The 15,599-nt window shown below is 43.5% G+C and carries 14 protein-coding genes; 6 read left to right on the top strand and 8 right to left on the bottom strand.

Annotated elements, in window-relative coordinates; translation table 11 throughout:
* Positions 1 to 70: 70 nt before the first annotated feature.
* A complete protein-coding gene (locus tag RTP55_RS00920; RefSeq protein WP_312114493.1) occupies positions 71 to 397 on the bottom strand; it encodes a TraR/DksA family transcriptional regulator in 327 nt (108 codons plus the stop codon).
* 278 nt (positions 398 to 675) lie between these two features.
* Here RTP55_RS00920 and RTP55_RS00925 point away from each other — a divergent pair, with 278 nt between their 5' ends.
* From RTP55_RS00925 to ruvA, 4 genes are all read left to right on the top strand, one after another.
* Positions 676 to 1,866 carry a phosphoglycerate kinase gene (locus tag RTP55_RS00925; protein WP_312383497.1) on the top strand — a complete coding sequence of 397 codons (1,191 nt, stop codon included), beginning with the start codon at positions 676 to 678 and terminating at the stop codon, positions 1,864 to 1,866.
* A gap of 175 nt (positions 1,867 to 2,041) precedes the next feature.
* Positions 2,042 to 2,437: a hypothetical protein gene (locus tag RTP55_RS00930; RefSeq protein WP_312383500.1), complete on the top strand. Its 396-nt coding sequence runs from the start codon at positions 2,042 to 2,044 to the stop codon at positions 2,435 to 2,437.
* A 214-nt stretch (positions 2,438 to 2,651) separates the two neighbouring features.
* Positions 2,652 to 3,689, top strand: coding sequence for a class II fructose-bisphosphate aldolase (gene fba, locus RTP55_RS00935; RefSeq protein WP_219332957.1), 1,038 nt, complete (start codon positions 2,652 to 2,654; stop codon positions 3,687 to 3,689).
* Positions 3,690 to 3,796: 107 nt separating this feature from the next.
* Positions 3,797 to 4,417 carry a Holliday junction branch migration protein RuvA gene (ruvA, locus tag RTP55_RS00940; protein ID WP_062330386.1) on the top strand — a complete coding sequence of 207 codons (621 nt, stop codon included), beginning with the start codon at positions 3,797 to 3,799 and terminating at the stop codon, positions 4,415 to 4,417.
* 52 nt (positions 4,418 to 4,469) lie between these two features.
* Here the strand turns inward: ruvA and accC are convergent, their stop codons facing one another.
* The 6 genes from accC to RTP55_RS00970 all read right to left on the bottom strand — a co-directional run bounded on the left by accC (position 4,470) and on the right by RTP55_RS00970 (position 12,210).
* Positions 4,470 to 5,837, bottom strand: coding sequence for an acetyl-CoA carboxylase biotin carboxylase subunit (gene accC, locus RTP55_RS00945; protein WP_312383505.1), 1,368 nt, complete (start codon positions 5,835 to 5,837; stop codon positions 4,470 to 4,472).
* Positions 5,838 to 5,893: 56 nt separating this feature from the next.
* Positions 5,894 to 6,313, bottom strand: a complete 420-nt coding sequence (accB, locus tag RTP55_RS00950; protein ID WP_312383507.1) for an acetyl-CoA carboxylase biotin carboxyl carrier protein — start codon at positions 6,311 to 6,313, stop codon at positions 5,894 to 5,896.
* A gap of 168 nt (positions 6,314 to 6,481) precedes the next feature.
* Positions 6,482 to 6,970, bottom strand: coding sequence for a type II 3-dehydroquinate dehydratase (aroQ, locus tag RTP55_RS00955; RefSeq protein ID WP_312383508.1), 489 nt, complete (start codon positions 6,968 to 6,970; stop codon positions 6,482 to 6,484).
* 13 nt (positions 6,971 to 6,983) lie between these two features.
* A complete protein-coding gene (locus tag RTP55_RS00960) occupies positions 6,984 to 8,165 on the bottom strand; it encodes a tRNA nucleotidyltransferase/poly(A) polymerase-related protein (RefSeq protein ID WP_312383509.1) in 1,182 nt (393 codons plus the stop codon).
* Between the two features lie 83 nt (positions 8,166 to 8,248).
* A complete protein-coding gene (locus RTP55_RS00965) occupies positions 8,249 to 10,555 on the bottom strand; it encodes an NADP-dependent malic enzyme (RefSeq protein ID WP_312383511.1) in 2,307 nt (768 codons plus the stop codon).
* A 140-nt stretch (positions 10,556 to 10,695) separates the two neighbouring features.
* On the bottom strand, positions 10,696 to 12,210 hold the full coding sequence (locus RTP55_RS00970; protein WP_312383513.1) for a protein adenylyltransferase SelO: 1,515 nt from the start codon (positions 12,208 to 12,210) through the stop codon (positions 10,696 to 10,698).
* Positions 12,211 to 12,526: 316 nt separating this feature from the next.
* Between RTP55_RS00970 and RTP55_RS00975 the strand changes: the two genes are divergently transcribed.
* Positions 12,527 to 13,870: a calcium-binding protein gene (locus RTP55_RS00975; protein WP_312383515.1), complete on the top strand. Its 1,344-nt coding sequence runs from the start codon at positions 12,527 to 12,529 to the stop codon at positions 13,868 to 13,870.
* A gap of 44 nt (positions 13,871 to 13,914) precedes the next feature.
* Entirely contained in the window at positions 13,915 to 14,595 is a 681-nt protein-coding gene (gene lipB, locus RTP55_RS00980) for a lipoyl(octanoyl) transferase LipB (RefSeq protein ID WP_284033992.1), read from the top strand.
* Positions 14,596 to 14,641: 46 nt separating this feature from the next.
* On the opposite strand, the gene RTP55_RS00985 is transcribed toward lipB, so the two are convergent.
* Complete coding sequence (locus tag RTP55_RS00985; RefSeq protein WP_312383518.1) at positions 14,642 to 15,595, bottom strand: LysR family transcriptional regulator; 954 nt, start codon at positions 15,593 to 15,595, stop codon at positions 14,642 to 14,644.
* Between the last annotated feature and the right edge of the window lie 4 nt (positions 15,596 to 15,599).

Raw genomic sequence — 15,599 nt, forward strand, 5'->3', positions numbered from 1 at the left:
AAGGATAACTTTCCTTGCTTTTTTATGGGTGAAAGACTACCAAAATCAGCTATTTGGTATGTTTTGTAAGCTATTTAGCGTGTTTCATACAGGTGGTCGCAAAGGGTACTGCTTCTAGACGCTCAGGTTCGATTTCTTCACCACTCACAGCGCAAATACCGTAAGTACCATTTTCGATACGAAGTAAGGCATTATTCACCAATTCAAGGTTTTGCTTGGCTTCGACTAGCAAGTTTTTACGTACATCGTTTTGCTCATTAATCACCGCTTGGTCATCCCAATCTTGGGTCATATCCGTATCAGGATTTTGCATATCATGTTGGATTTTATACACGCGAGTTTGGTATTCTTGTTTTAGGTCAAGTAATCGTTGTTTTGCTTTGTCAAGGTCAACCATACGGCCTCCAATTTGATAATAAAATATTGAACGCAGTGCTGCATTCATGTTTTTGTTCTTATAAGCTTATCATCAAGACCCTTCTTAATAAAGTAGTAATATAGTAGTAATACCGTGTTATCACCTTGCGTGGCGTTAGTTGATAGCACCAATAATGTTAAAAATACTCAAAATATGCTAATCTACGCTTATTTTTTCATTCAATTTTTGTTGTCATGTGACAACGTTTTATCAACCCCTACGGGTCACCATCCTGTTATTAACTTAGAGGTTAATCCATGCAATTTGCTCGTTTAAACGATATTGATGTTTCTGACAAAACAGTTTTGATTCGCGAAGATTTAAATGTACCGTTAAAAGATGGCAAAATTGCCAATGATGCCCGCTTAAAAGCAAGCTTACCCACTATTCAGTTGGCTTTAGATAAAGGTGCAGCGGTTATCGTGTGTTCGCATCTAGGTCGCCCAGATCCCTCAAACCCTGAAGCCAAATATTCGTTGCAGCCCGTCGCAGATTATTTGGGCGATGCTTTGGGAAAACCTGTCAAATTAGTGACGGATTATGCCCAAAATAATGTGACAGTAGCCCCAGGTGAAGTTGTGCTACTGGAAAATGTACGTTTTAATGCGGGTGAGAAGAAAAACGATGCCGCTTTATCTGAACGCTACGCCGCTTTATGTGATGTATTTGTGATGGATGCTTTTGGTACGGCTCACCGTGCCGAAGCGTCAACAGAAGGCGTTATCGCCAAAGCAAAGACTGCTTGTGCAGGTCCATTGTTAGCGGCAGAACTTGATGCATTAGCCAAAGCTTTAGATAACCCAGCCAAGCCAATGCTTGCGATTGTTGGTGGCTCGAAAGTTTCTACCAAATTGGATGTGCTTAAATCATTGGCAAAAATCTGTGACCAAATCATTGTAGGTGGTGGTATTGCCAATACATTCTTGGCAGCCAAAGGTGCCAATGTTGGTGCATCCCTATATGAAGCCGACATGGTGGAAACTGCCAAAAGCATTATGCAAGAGACCCATGTATTACTACCTGACGAAGTGGTCGTCGCCAAAAAATCACAGATTGATTTTGATGATTTTTTGGGCTCGCTAGAATCTGCCGATGCGGTAACCAAATCGGTCGATACCATTGCTGATGATGAAATGATTTTAGACATTAGTGCAAACAGTGCGGCGAAACTTGCCGATGCGATTAAAAATGCCAAAACTATTTTATGGAATGGTCCCGTAGGCGTATTTGAAGTCGATAAATTTGGTGAAGGTACCAAAATCGTTAGTGAAGCAGTCGCAGCAAGTGAAGGCTTTAGCATTGCAGGTGGTGGTGATACGCTCGCTGCGATTGATAAATACAAGGTCGCCGATAAAGTAAGCTACACATCAACAGGGGGCGGGGCGTTCTTAGAATTTGTGGAAGGTAAAACCTTACCTGCCGTACATGCCCTGAGCCAACGTGCCTAAATGCTAATAATCATTATCATTAATTCAGCGATTTAAATTTATCATCGCTGAATTAATGTAATGTTAAGTTAATATTTGTATGGTAAACATTGTAATTAATTGCACCAAAAATATATTGTCGATAAGATATTATGCAAGTATGTATACCCATATGTTTGGTGTTTAAGGAATGAATATGTTAAAACGTAATTTAGTATTGGCCACTTTATTAGCCACTTTATCAATTACTGCATGCAGTAAAAAAACCGAAGAAGCTGCCGCTAACGGTCAACCTGAAGCCGCAGCAAGCGCAGCGGGTCAAGATATTAAAGACGCGACTGCAAGTGCCGCTAGTGCAACAGCGAATGCAGGTGACGCCGTAGCAAGTGCTGCTACCGCGGTTGCTCAAGGTGCAGCTATCAACGCGACTGAAGCTGTAGCCAATGGCGCCGCGCAAGCCACCGCAAACGTAGCATCTGCAGTAGCGACTGGCGCAGCTAATGTAGCACAAGGTGCAGAAGCGGTTAAAAACGATGCAGCAAATAGCAATACTGATATTCAAACAACCGTGCCAGAAAAACAAAAATACTAAATTTAGCATTCAGCCTAAAAAAGCCCCAAAATCATTTTGGGGCTTTTTATTTTATTGAGTTAACTATTTTTTCATAATATCAATCATTTCAAAGTTATTTTTTTGAATTTAAATTGTAGTGCACTTCTGTTATACTCAAGCCTTGTCCAACATGGCAAAACCCAATTTTTCTAAAATTTTCAATTGATTATTAACTTTACTAAGAGAAAGTAATATGGCTTTGATTTCTTTGCGTCAGCTTTTAGACCATGCAGCAGAAAACAACTATGGTGTTCCTGCATTTAACGTCAATAACTTAGAGCAAATGCGTGCCATTATGATGGCAGCCGATGAAACCAACTCACCTGTGATTGTGCAAGCATCGGCAGGCGCACGCAAATACGCAGGTGCCCCATTTTTACGCCATCTTATTTTGTCTGCCATTGAAGAGTGGCCACATATTCCAGTCGTTATGCACCAAGACCATGGAACTAGCCCAGAGGTTTGCCAGCGTTCAATCCAATTGGGTTTTTCATCAGTGATGATGGATGGCTCATTAAAGAGTGATGGTAAAACCCCTGCAGACTATGATTATAATGTGGCAGTGACGCGTGAAGTGGTAAAACTCTCTCATGCTTGTGGTGTATCAGTAGAAGGTGAAATTGGCGTTTTGGGTAGTCTTGAAACGGGTATGGCTGGTGAAGAAGATGGCGTAGGGGCAGAAGGTAAACTTGACCATTCACAGCTGTTAACCAGTGCTGATGAAGCTGAGCAATTTGTTAATGACACCCATGTCGATGCCCTAGCAATTGCAGTCGGCACTAGCCACGGGGCGTATAAATTTACCCGACCACCTACCGATGATATCTTATCGATTGCACGTATCAAAGAAATTCATGCGCGTATTCCTAATACTCACCTCGTGATGCACGGCTCTTCAAGTGTGCCACAAGAATGGCTCAAAGTGATTAACGAAAATGGCGGCAATATCGGTGAGACTTATGGTGTGCCAGTTGAGCAAATCGTAGAAGCCATCAAACATGGTGTACGTAAAGTCAATATCGACACCGATTTACGTTTAGCCTCAACCGGTGCGATTCGCAAATTCCTCGCTGAAAACCCGGCAGAATTTGACCCACGCAAATATTTTGCCAAGACTATCGATGCGATGAAAGCGGTTTGTATCGATCGCTATACCGCATTTGGTACGGCGGGTAATGCGGATAAAATTCGCCCAATTAGTCTAGAAAAAATGGTTAATTTCTATAACTAAATACTAGAACTAAGTTTTAGCAAATGACTAAAAAGCATGAAATTCAAGTGGGTTGACTGAGGTTGCCCACTTTTTTATTGGATTAAATTATTTGTAGTGAGTCATCAATGATAGGATTAATTCAAGGGCAAGTGCATCATCTAATGGCACCTACGGTAGTGGTAATGACCACAGCGGGCGTTGGGTATGAAATTGAGATGCCGCTCAATGCATTTTGTCAAGTACAATTAAATCAGTCCGTCACCTTATGGACACATTTTTTGGTGCGCGAGGATGCTCAGTTGTTATTTGGGTTTTTAAGCCATAGCGATCGGGAAGTGTTTAGACTGTTGCTTAAAGTCAATGGGGTGGGGGCAAAGATGGCCTTGGCGATGATGTCAACTGTAACGGTGCAGGAATTGCACCAGTTTGTGATGAACAATGATGAGCTGGCATTGACGCGTATCCCAGGGGTTGGCAAAAAAACCGCCCAGCGATTGATTGTTGAGTTAAAAGACAAAATCAAACACTTAGGTGATACATCAGGTTTTGCCCCTTCATTGCCACTAGCGACCGATAGCGGTAATGAAGGCATTATTATTGCCGAAGTCGAAGCGGGGTTGATTGCATTAGGTTATCGCGATAAAGAAGCGCAAGCTGCGATAAAACTGGCAAAATCTGCCATTGATTCACCGTTAACCATCCAAAATCTGCTGAAAGCGTCTCTTAAAAATTTGGCGATGAATTAAAATTGCATAAAAAAAAGAGGCTCAAATGACCCTCTTTTTTTTACCATTAACCTTATTCTGTTTCGGTTTTTGCCGTCTCTGGCTGGGATAATAAGTTTTTTTCGAGATAATGAATGTTTTGCGCTTGTGTACAAAATGCCTTGTCTTGCAAAATCACATCGCGATGCAATGGCACATTGGTTTTGATGCCGGTGATAATCAGCTCGTCAAGGGCATGGCGAAGCTTGGCAATCGCTTGTTCACGAGTTTGACCATGACAGATTAATTTGCCAATCAATGAGTCGTAAAAGGTAGGGATGGCATAGTTGGGATAAAGGTGCGAGTCAAAACGTACACCGCTACCATTTGGCATAAAGAAGTGGGTCACCGTGCCGGGTGACGGCATGAAAGTCACAGGGTCTTCGGCATTGATACGGCACTCGATGGCATGACCGCGAATTTCGATTTCGTTTTGACGATACGATAACCCATAGCCAGATGCGATTTTGAGTTGTTCAACCACTACATCAATGCCGGTAATCATCTCAGTGACAGGGTGCTCAACCTGTACGCGGGTATTCATCTCAATAAAGAAAAATTGCTCATCTTCATATAAAAATTCAAACGTCCCTGCACCGCGATAGTTAATTTGCTCACAAGCACGGACGCAAGCTTGCAAAATGGGTTCTTTAATGTCATCAGGAATCTCTGGGGCAGGGGCTTCTTCAAGCACTTTTTGGTGACGACGTTGTAGCGAGCAATCACGATCAAATAAATGAATGGCATTGCCTTCGCCGTCACCTAAAACTTGCACTTCGACATGGCGTGGGTTTTTTAAAAAGCGCTCCATATAAACGCTATCATCGCCAAACCACAATTCGGCTTCTTGTTTGGCGGCTTGAACTTGAGATAGTAACTGCTCAAGGCGTTCAACCACGCGCATACCACGACCACCACCGCCCGCTGCCGCTTTGATCAACAGAGGAAAACCAATGGCTCTAGCTTGTTCTTCAGCATTAGCCAGGGTGACGCTACCCACTGAGCCAGGGACAGTAGGCACACCGGCTTTTTTCATGGCGTTGATAGCGGATATCTTGTTACCCATTAAGCGAATGTGCTCAGGCGCAGGACCTACAAAGGTTAGCCCTGCCTCTTCCACGCGTTCGGCAAATTCGGCATTTTCAGATAAAAACCCATAACCTGGGTGAATGGCATCAGCGCCAGAGATTTCTGCGGCTGTTAAGATAGTATCGATATTGAGATAGCTTTGACTGGCATTGGGCTTGCCAATACAGATGGATTCATCAACGAATCGAAGGTGCATTAAGTTGTCATCTGCAGTTGAGTAGACGCCCACCGTTTGGATGCCAAGCTGCTTACAAGCGCGAACAATGCGAAGCGCAATTTCACCACGATTGGCGATCAGTAATTTTTTTATCATTGCTATCCCTAATTTTTATCGATAATCAAACTTCAAATATACAAAAAAGTTAAAAATTAAGACTCGTAACGGACAATCGGTTGACCAAATTGCACCACATCGCCGTTTTGTACCAAGATTTCTGCAATGATACCGCTCTGGGTGGCTTCAAGCGGGTTCATGATTTTCATGGCTTCAATAATGCCTAAACTATCGCCTGCTTGTACTTGTTGACCGACCTTGATAAATGGCGCGTCATTAGGACTCGGTGCAACATAATACACCCCAACCATCGGTGATGTTTCTACCATGCCAGATTTTACAGGGGCAGCATTAGCGGTTGTCGTGGTGGTTGTATTTGCTGTGACGGGTTGAACATTCGCTTGGGGTAAATGGCGGGAAATAGAGACCTTTTTATCGCCATCTTGTACGGTTAATTCTGCTAACGTTCGCTCTTCCATTAAGTCAATAAGTTGTTTGATTTTACTTATATCCATATCCTAACTACCTTAAAATTATACGCTTTATAGACTACTAATTCATAGATTGCCGTATTGTAACAAGATTTTTCTAAAATAAATAGATATAGCAGGGTATATTTGTGTACGTTTGTACACTTAAAATTTGCTGCCATGTTGCTATTGATTTTAGGCTAAATTGTATTGCTACTGATATTTTTGAACCAGATAATTAAACGCTGCAGTATAGCCAAAAGCGCCCATACCACAGATGACGGCTTCAGCTTTGTCACTAAAATAAGAATGCTGTCGAAATGGCTCACGGGTGTGAATATTGGAAAGATGAACTTCTATAAAAGGTTTATTTACGGCGAGTAGGGCATCGCGAATTGCTACCGATGTGTGAGTAAAGGCAGCGGGATTGATGATAATCGCGTCAATCTGCTCGTCAGGATTTGTGGTCAATAAACCGTGATGATGGATTTTATCAATGAGGGCAGATTCTTGATTTGTTTGAAAACAGGTGAGTTTAACTTGATGATTGCTGGCTAATTGTCTTATATCATCTTCAATGTGTTGTAGGGTTTGAAATCCGTAGATTTCTGGTTCTCGCTTGCCAAGCAAATTGAGATTGGGACCATTTAATACTAACACATGGGTTAGTTGGGTCTTTGCTATTGCTGTCGTTGTCATCATGATGATGCTTCCTTTATCGTGGGTGATTTAAAATTTCCTCAAGTTTTTGCAACCTTAACCTATCAATGGCTTCACCGATCTGTTTGCCCGTCAGCTCGCTTGCCACATCTTTGGCAGAAATTTGCGTTAATTGTGTTTTGATGGTGGCTAACAGCGCGGTTTGTTTGGCCAGTTGATAAAGATGAACGATTCGTAAGGCTTGCTCTAAAAGTGAGGTATCTTTAAGACTATTAGTTAATCTTAACAGTTCAAATAATGGGTGTGCATTTAAGTGATCGAAATTTTTTAATTTATCAAAATGCTCAACAATAAATAACCCCAAGCGCTCAGCATTTTTTGGTACCTTTAAACCTTGGCAAAATTCTAAATACTCGCTGGTTCGGCTGTTATGTTGCTGATCAGACTTAAAGCAGGTTGCCACCAAAGCAAACTTCATGACGTTGTCCGCTTGTTGCTCTCCCGCCATTCGCAGGCTAGATAACATCAATTGCCATTGCTTAGGATTATCAATCGATGCTTGATGCAGTTTTGGCATAATGACATCGAGGACATTGAGCTGAAAAAGCGTGTCAAAATAAATATCCGACCAAGCCTGCGTTAACGCTTTTGACGTCTCTGACCATACCCGCTCAGCGACAAGATGACTCAGTTCACCTGCGGCTTTCATTTGGCTGGTAAGTTTAGCGGTTGATTCATCAACCGTAAATCCAAGTGGCGCATAACGACTGGCAAAACGGGCAAGGCGCAATACGCGTACCGGATCTTCTGCAAAAGCGGCAGACACATGGCGTAATTTTTTTTGCTGAATATCTGCTAAGCCACCATACGGGTCGATGATATCGCGCGCATCAAATTTGCCCCGTTTAAAACCACTGTCAAACAAGCCGTTGACTTCTATGGCCATGGCATTGATGGTGAGATCGCGCCTGATTAAATCCTCTTCTAAGGTGACAGTGGTGTCAGCGTGTACGTTAAAACCAAGATAGCCGTTACCACTTTTGCGTTCCGTGCGAGCCAGTGCATATTCGTCATGGGTCTTTGGATGTAAAAAAACCGGAAAATCGGCACCTACTTGCGAAAATCCCAGCTCCAGCATCTGCTCAGGCGTTGCGCCGACCACCACATAATCGTGTTCAGTGACCTCGCGCGCTAATACATAATCGCGTACCGCACCACCGACCAAATAAACTTGCATGACCACCCCGATGTTTTAACTAAATTAAACCCATAAAAAAACCAGTTTAGAGCACTAAACTGGTTTTATCAATCAACACAAAATTATTTTGCCAATTCTTGCGCTTGCGTCACCGCTACAGCAGTCATATTGACGATACGACGTGCTGTGGCAGAAGATGTCAAGATATGCACAGGTCGTTGCGCGCCCAATAACAATGGACCGACAGTAACACTATTGGTCGCGGTTTTTAGCAAGTTAAATGCGATGTTAGCCGCATCTAAGTCTGGCATGATGAGTAGGTTGGCTGAACCAGTCAATTTGCTAAATGGGAATGAGGCATGGCGGATACGGTCATCAAGCGCGGTATCACCATGCATTTCGCCGTCAAACTCAAAATCAACATTCATATCGGTCAGTAAATCATAGACTTGACGCATTTTTTTGGCGCTTTCAAAGTCAGATGAACCAAAGTTTGAATGTGATAACAATGCTACACGCGGTTCAAGACCAAAGCGGCGGACTTCTTGCGCTGCTAATACCGTCATTTCTGCTAGTTGTTCAGCGGTTGGGTCTTCATGCACATAAGTGTCAGCGATGAACAAGTTACGACCTTGAATTAATAAGGCATTTAACGCATAAAAATCTTTAGCATCTGCTTGTTTTTTGATCACGTTTTGCACGTAGTTTAAGTGCAAGTGGTATGAACCAAACGTACCACAAATCATACCGTCAGCATCGCCCCGTTCAACCATTAGCGCGCCAATCAAAGAAGTTTTACGGCGAACATCACGACGTGCCAACTCAACTGTCACACCATTGCGTTTGTTCATCTCATAATAAAACTGCCAGTAGTCTTTATAACGTGGGTCGCTTTCGATGTTGACTAGTTCATAATTTTCACCTGCCACCATACGTAAGCCCAACCGCTGGATTTGGTTGGCAATAATGGTTGGACGACCGACCAAGATAGGTTTTGCCAGGCCTTCATCCACCACCACTTGCACTGCCCGTAATACGTTTTCATCCTCACCTTCACAGTAAACAATACGTTTTGGTTCTTGTTTGGCACGGGTGAAAATAGGTTTCATCAAGAACGCAGAGTTATAAACAAACTCTGAGAGTTTATCGCGATAAGCACGCATGTTTTCGATGGGTAGCGTGGCAACGCCAGAATCCATCGCCGCTTTGGCAACCGCTGGTGCAATCTCCAAAATCAAATTTGGTTCTAGCGGTCCCGGAATTAAGTATTCACGACCAAAACGTTGGGTTTCATCCACCGTTTTTTGACCTTTTTGTGGGGTGGCTTCCACATGTGCCATGGCAGCAATGGCTCGCACGCAGGCAATTTTCATTTCTTCGTTGACGGTCGTGGCACCGACGTCAAGCGCGCCACGGAAGATATACGGGAAACACAGTGCGTTGTTTACTTGGTTTGGATAGTCAGAGCGACCTGTGGCGATAATCGCATCGGGACGCACCGCTTTGGCATCTTCGGGTAAGATTTCTGGGTTTGGATTGGCTAGGGCAAAGATAATGGGATCTTGCGCCATGCGTTTTACCATATCTTGGGTCAGCATGCCAGCGGCAGATAGACCTAAGAACATGTCTGCGCCTTCAATCACATCCGATAAGGTTTTGGCTTCGGTATCGCGGGCATAACGCTGTTTTGACTCATCTAGGTTTGCGCGGTTGCTAGTGATAATACCTTTTGAGTCAGCGACAAAGATGTGTTCTTTTTTTGCGCCCAACGCACAAATCAAATCTAAGCAAGAAATCGCTGCAGCACCTGCACCAGAGACCACAATTTTGATGTCTTCGATTTTTTTACCGGTAATTCCTAGCGCGTTTAATAACGCCGCAGACGCAATAATCGCGGTGCCATGTTGGTCATCATGGAACACAGGGATATTCATGCGTTTACGCAGTTCTTTTTCGATATAAAAACACTCAGGGGCTTTGATATCTTCAAGATTGATACCACCAAAGGTAGGCTCTAAAGAGGCGATTGCTTCGATGAATTTATCCGGATCGTTTTGTGCCACTTCAATGTCAAATACATCAATGCCGGCAAACTTTTTGAACAGGACACCTTTACCTTCCATCACAGGTTTTGACGCCAAAGGACCGATATTGCCCAATCCTAAAACAGCGGTACCATTGGTCACCACCCCGACTAAGTTGCTACGCGCTGTATAAAGCGCGGCTTTTTTGGGGTCTTTTTCAATTTCTAGACAAGGTACGGCAACGCCAGGCGAATAGGCAAGTGCCAAATCCCGTTGGTTGGCAAGTGCCTTGATGGGGGTAACAGAAATTTTACCTGGGCGTGGATTGGCATGATAATGCAAGGCGGCTTGTTCAAATAATTCTTTGTCTGATAAGCCATTGTTGGTCGGCGATAATTTATCCATAATATCCTTCGTTGCGACAGTCGTTTTCGAATCGTAGTGTTCGCTATTCTAGCACTATTGACAGATTGATGACTAGTTGAGTACCGGCAAAAAATAAAACTAGTTAGGTAAAAATCGCGCTACCGACCTTGGCTATCATCTCAAGATGAGCAGCTAACGCATATTTCAGGCGCATCTGCCAACGGTGGCTCGGTGTCACTCGGCTTGGCTAATGCGCTAACTTGGTAAGGATTAGCCAATAGCTGATACAGTCTATCCACCTCGCTCATGTCATTTTGTTCAGCCAATTCAATGGCTTGCTGTGCCATGCTGTTTCTTAATACATACACGGGATTGTGGCTCATTACCAACGGCAAAGAATCCTGCTGTAATTTGGTATGGTAGGTAGCAATCCAATCCGCTAAGGTGGCATTGGCTTGACCGTTACCGCTGCTAATTGAAATTTCCAACTGATTAAGTAAATTAAATTCATGTAATAGGTTTAATTTATCATTGGGCTTGGCGTCAGCAACGATTGCTACTAGCGCGCGCAAGCTGTTGGTAAAGTCGAGTTTGTTTTGCTGCATGATCTCCAAGTACTGCAAAGCAAAGTCACAGTTTTCTTCACTGATGGGTAAGCCAAATTTTTGGCAGAGACCTTGCTGATAATACTGATAAAAAATCTCACCAAAACTGTCTAAAATGTCGGTTAATTGCTCGCGCGACAAAGTTTCTAGCGGATGATTGGCGGTCAGTTTTTCGCCATTAAGGCGTAAAAATAAGGTAATCAGACGTGACAAATTCCAAAGTCCAATGGATGGCTGGTTTTGATAAACATAACGCCCGTTGTAATCAGAATGGTTGTTGATCCAAATCGGATTAAAGCGCTCCATAAAACCGTAAGGACCAAAATCGATGGTCGCACCTGTGATAGATAAATTGTCGGTATTCATGACCCCATGGGCAAAACCAATCAGCTGCCAATCCGCCAGGGTTTTGGCAGTTTTATCAACGACTTGCCGCAAAAAATCTTGAATGGGCGTATCACTGTCAAAACAGTCGGCGAAATAGGTTTTGATGACATAACGGGTAAAATACAGCAATAAATCAGGCGCATAATTTGCCACCCATTCAAAATGCCCAAAGCGAATATGACAATCTGCGGTACGTAGTAGCGCAGCGCCGCGTTCACGTGTCTCACGGTTGACAGGGGTATCTGAAACCACAAAGCCCAGCGCGTTGCTAGACCGAATACCCAAGCAATTAAGCGCATGACCTGCCAAATACTCTCGCACGACGCTTCGAATCACCGCACGACCATCCCCCATGCGCGAGTAGGGGGTTAATCCTGCCCCTTTCAGATGTAAATCGGTCAATTGTCCGTCTTTATCGATTACCTGAGCGAGTAATAGACCACGACCATCACCTAATTGCCCTGCCCATTGCCCAAATTGGTGTCCAGCATACGCCATGGCTAATGGTTCAAAGCCGTCGGGAACGATGTCGCCGCCCAAGATTTCGACCCAATGCTGCCTTAAAAATTCATCATCAGCCCAGCCAATTTGGTGGGCGACTTGCGGGTTGAAATGCCCTGCTTGCGGGTTGGTGAGCGGTTTGGGGGGTTGTTTATGATAAAGCCTTGGGTCAAGCGTGGCATACGAGTTTTCGATTTTCATAATTTTTCCATTTTTATAGGCATGACTAATCTGGCGGTTGAATGTCCCCTGTTTTGGGGCATTTTAAGTCATTAATTGCGCTATAATAGCGCGTTAACAGCCGGCTTAAAATTTGATTAAGCTTGCTGACGTTTTTTAAAATTTATATTGCTTACTATACCTTTATCCGACGATAGGGTCTGTGCAATAACTGTGCATGAATCATTACCGCTGTAAAACTCACTTTTTGCTGTCATTAAGTGTTACTTGTTAGAAGATCCGCTTAAAAAAAGCAGTTAAAAAACTATCTAAAAATCCACATACTTAAAGGAAGGTTATGCCTGCGTTAGATCTGAACAATCCCAACAATGTCTATTTGGTTCAGTCGGGGTTTAATGTCCAAGATATCGAAAAATCGCCTACCTTGGTCAATTTGCTCAATCGATTTCAAGGTAACTTACTCATTGATGAGCAAGATACCACCGTCGGTGTCGGCGCAAAAGCCTACGGCAATACCATTCATATTGCTAAAAGTTATAAAAATTTTTTGAACATCGCCCATGAGCTAGGGCACGCAACAGGTCAATACCAACAAATTAATCGTGATAAAAACAATTTGTATCAATTTGATACGCCACAAGCCTATGGCATGGCACGCGCCAAAGCGGAGGGTGAGGCAACTTATTATGAGTTTTTGGTAGCAAAAGAATTGGGGTATCAACGGTTTATCAAACCCTTGTGGCTCGATAACGCGGCAAAACCGCAAGATAAAGATGTGTTTAATGAAGTTGATGAAATCATGCGCCAAGCTATCAGTGAAAACGACAAAATAACCCAATTGGCAGTCCTTAATCAAAGCATGTTGCCCAGTGGGCAGTTTCATGCACCACTTTATACGTATGATGAATACAATACCTTGGTGTTCTTGAATAACCGTTTTGCTATTTCGCGTATATCGCAAGATTATCAGCAAGCATTTGGCAAGCCACTGGATTGGAACAGTTATGAAGCCAAATCCCTTGCTAATAAAGCTAACCAGCATTTTGGCACCTTAGCTAATGACGTCCTCATCAATCACCATATTGATGGTTCTGTACTTGGACAGCAGGGTCTCGGGGATTTATTATGGGGTAGTCAGGGGGACGATGTGCTAGTGGGTAATAGCGGTCAAGATAGGCTGCTAGGCGGTGCTGATGATGATGTGCTCATCGGCAATGCCGGTGATGATGTGCTAGTGGGTGGCACAGGCAATGATTTATATTATTTCACCAAAGGATTTGGTCATGATACCATCATCAATGCAGGCGGTGGCAAAGATACGCTTTATCTTGCGGATAGAGGCTATGACGAGTTGAGCTTGGTCACTCAAGAAAAGCAGGACTTAACGCTGGATTTTGCAACTAGTTCGCCCAATAACAATGAGAAAACCCATACGCCGACTGACGATCAACTTACCATCAAAGATTTTTATTTGGGCGGCGATAACGCCAGTTTAGCCATCGGTTTTGCAAAAACCGGCAACGCCAACCCTGCGACGCTAATGCCAATCAGTCAATTAACCGGTCAATTAACAAATTTTGGCTCAGTCGGGCAGCGTGATATGACTGATTATCAGTCAATACTGCAAAAATCTCTTTTACAGCTGGGCAAAGTCAATGTTACTGCTACAAACGACAAATAAGCGGTTTGTCACATAAACGCAAAAAGCTACTGCAAGGAAATGCGATGTTACCATTAGAAATTAAATATTTGCAAAACGCTCAATATGAACCCACCCATGCGGCAATGCTGGCGCGCGTGTTATCGCGTATTGAGCAAAAAAAATCTACCAGCAGCGAGCAGGCGCAGCTTAGCGCTGATGAGTTATGGATTGTGGATCACGAAAATGTGTTTACACTGGGTCAAGCGGGCAAACCTGAACATATTTTGCAAAGAGATAATACCCCCATCATCCACACCGATCGTGGCGGTCAAGTCACTTGGCACGGTCATGGGCAGTTGGTGGTGTATTTTTTATTTGATTTAAATGCGTTGGGGTGGGGCGTGCGCGATTTGGTCAGTAAAGCTGAAAACATCATCATTGATGTCATCACGCCTTATTTGCCGCCAGATTTTTATGCCAAAGCGCGTGCGGATGCGCCAGGGGTGTATGTGTATAATCAAGACGATTTAGAACTTGGTAAAATTGCGTCATTGGGATTTAAGATAAAACACGGCTTTAGTTATCATGGCATCGCCATCAATGTACAAAATGATTTGACCCCGTTTCAAATGATCAACCCTTGTGGCTATGCCGGCATGACCATGTTGCGTCTAGCAGATTTTGCGGACGTGGATTATCAAGCATTTACCCAACAATTTATCAGCCGTGTCAACCAAGAACGTCAATTTAGCCTAAGCAAATAAAATTTTACTAGAGGCTTAAATATAAGAGTCTTTAATATAACTGTGTTTAATTCAACGATTGGTTAGAGTAGGTAATGCCCTTAGCTTCATACACTTGGTAAGTCGCCTGCAGTAAATCATCAATATACGGATTGGATTGGTGTGCCAACACATTCATAAAAATTGGGGTCGTCGCATCTTCGTGACGTAGACGATGATAATGAATTTGCTCGGTACGGACGGTTTTTAAACTATCAGGCACTAAGGTGATACCTTCACCTGCCGCCACCAAGCCCAAAGCGATTTGGATATCGCGCACTTTGGTGGTCAAATGAGGTGACAATTGGTGGCGGGCAAACAAATACATGAGTTGATCAGTTTCGCCATTGAATAGCGGATTTTGCAGGATTGGCAAGGGCGTGCGATGATACAAAATAAGCGTATCTTCTAGCAACTCTTTAAATGCGATGCCGATATCATCCGGGCGTGATGCCAAGGGGTGCGCCATTGGCAGTGCCACCACAAAGCGTTCATGACGTAAAAATATCTGTTGCACAAAGTTGTCACTGTGCCGAAATCTTCCAAATCCCACATCGATGTCCCCCGACTTTAGCGCTGACATTTGCTGCTCCGAATTGATTTCGACCAGCTTGATATCCAAATTGGGATGTCGCTGTTTGACTGTAGAAATAATTTCAGGCAACAAACCGTACAGCACTGAGGCGACAAATCCAATCGTCAAATGATTGTTTCGATGCGGCTGGGCAAAGCGCTGAGTCAACTCACTGGCTTGCTCAAGTTGCAACAATATTGGCTCAATCTGTGCTAAAAGAAAATGTCCCGCCGCTGTTAAAGTCATTGGGCGGTGATAGCGATCCAGCAGCTCGACACCCAGCTCGCTTTCAAGTTGCTGGACATGGCGGCTTAGCGATGGCTGTGATATAGCCAAGGTTTTGGCAGCTTGGCTAAAACTACCTGCTTTTGCCACTACCACAAAATAAGTGAGTTGTGAAATATCCATATCA

The organism is Moraxella sp. CTOTU47579 (assembly GCF_032004885.1).
Lineage (GTDB): Bacteria > Pseudomonadota > Gammaproteobacteria > Pseudomonadales > Moraxellaceae > Faucicola > Faucicola tetraodonis.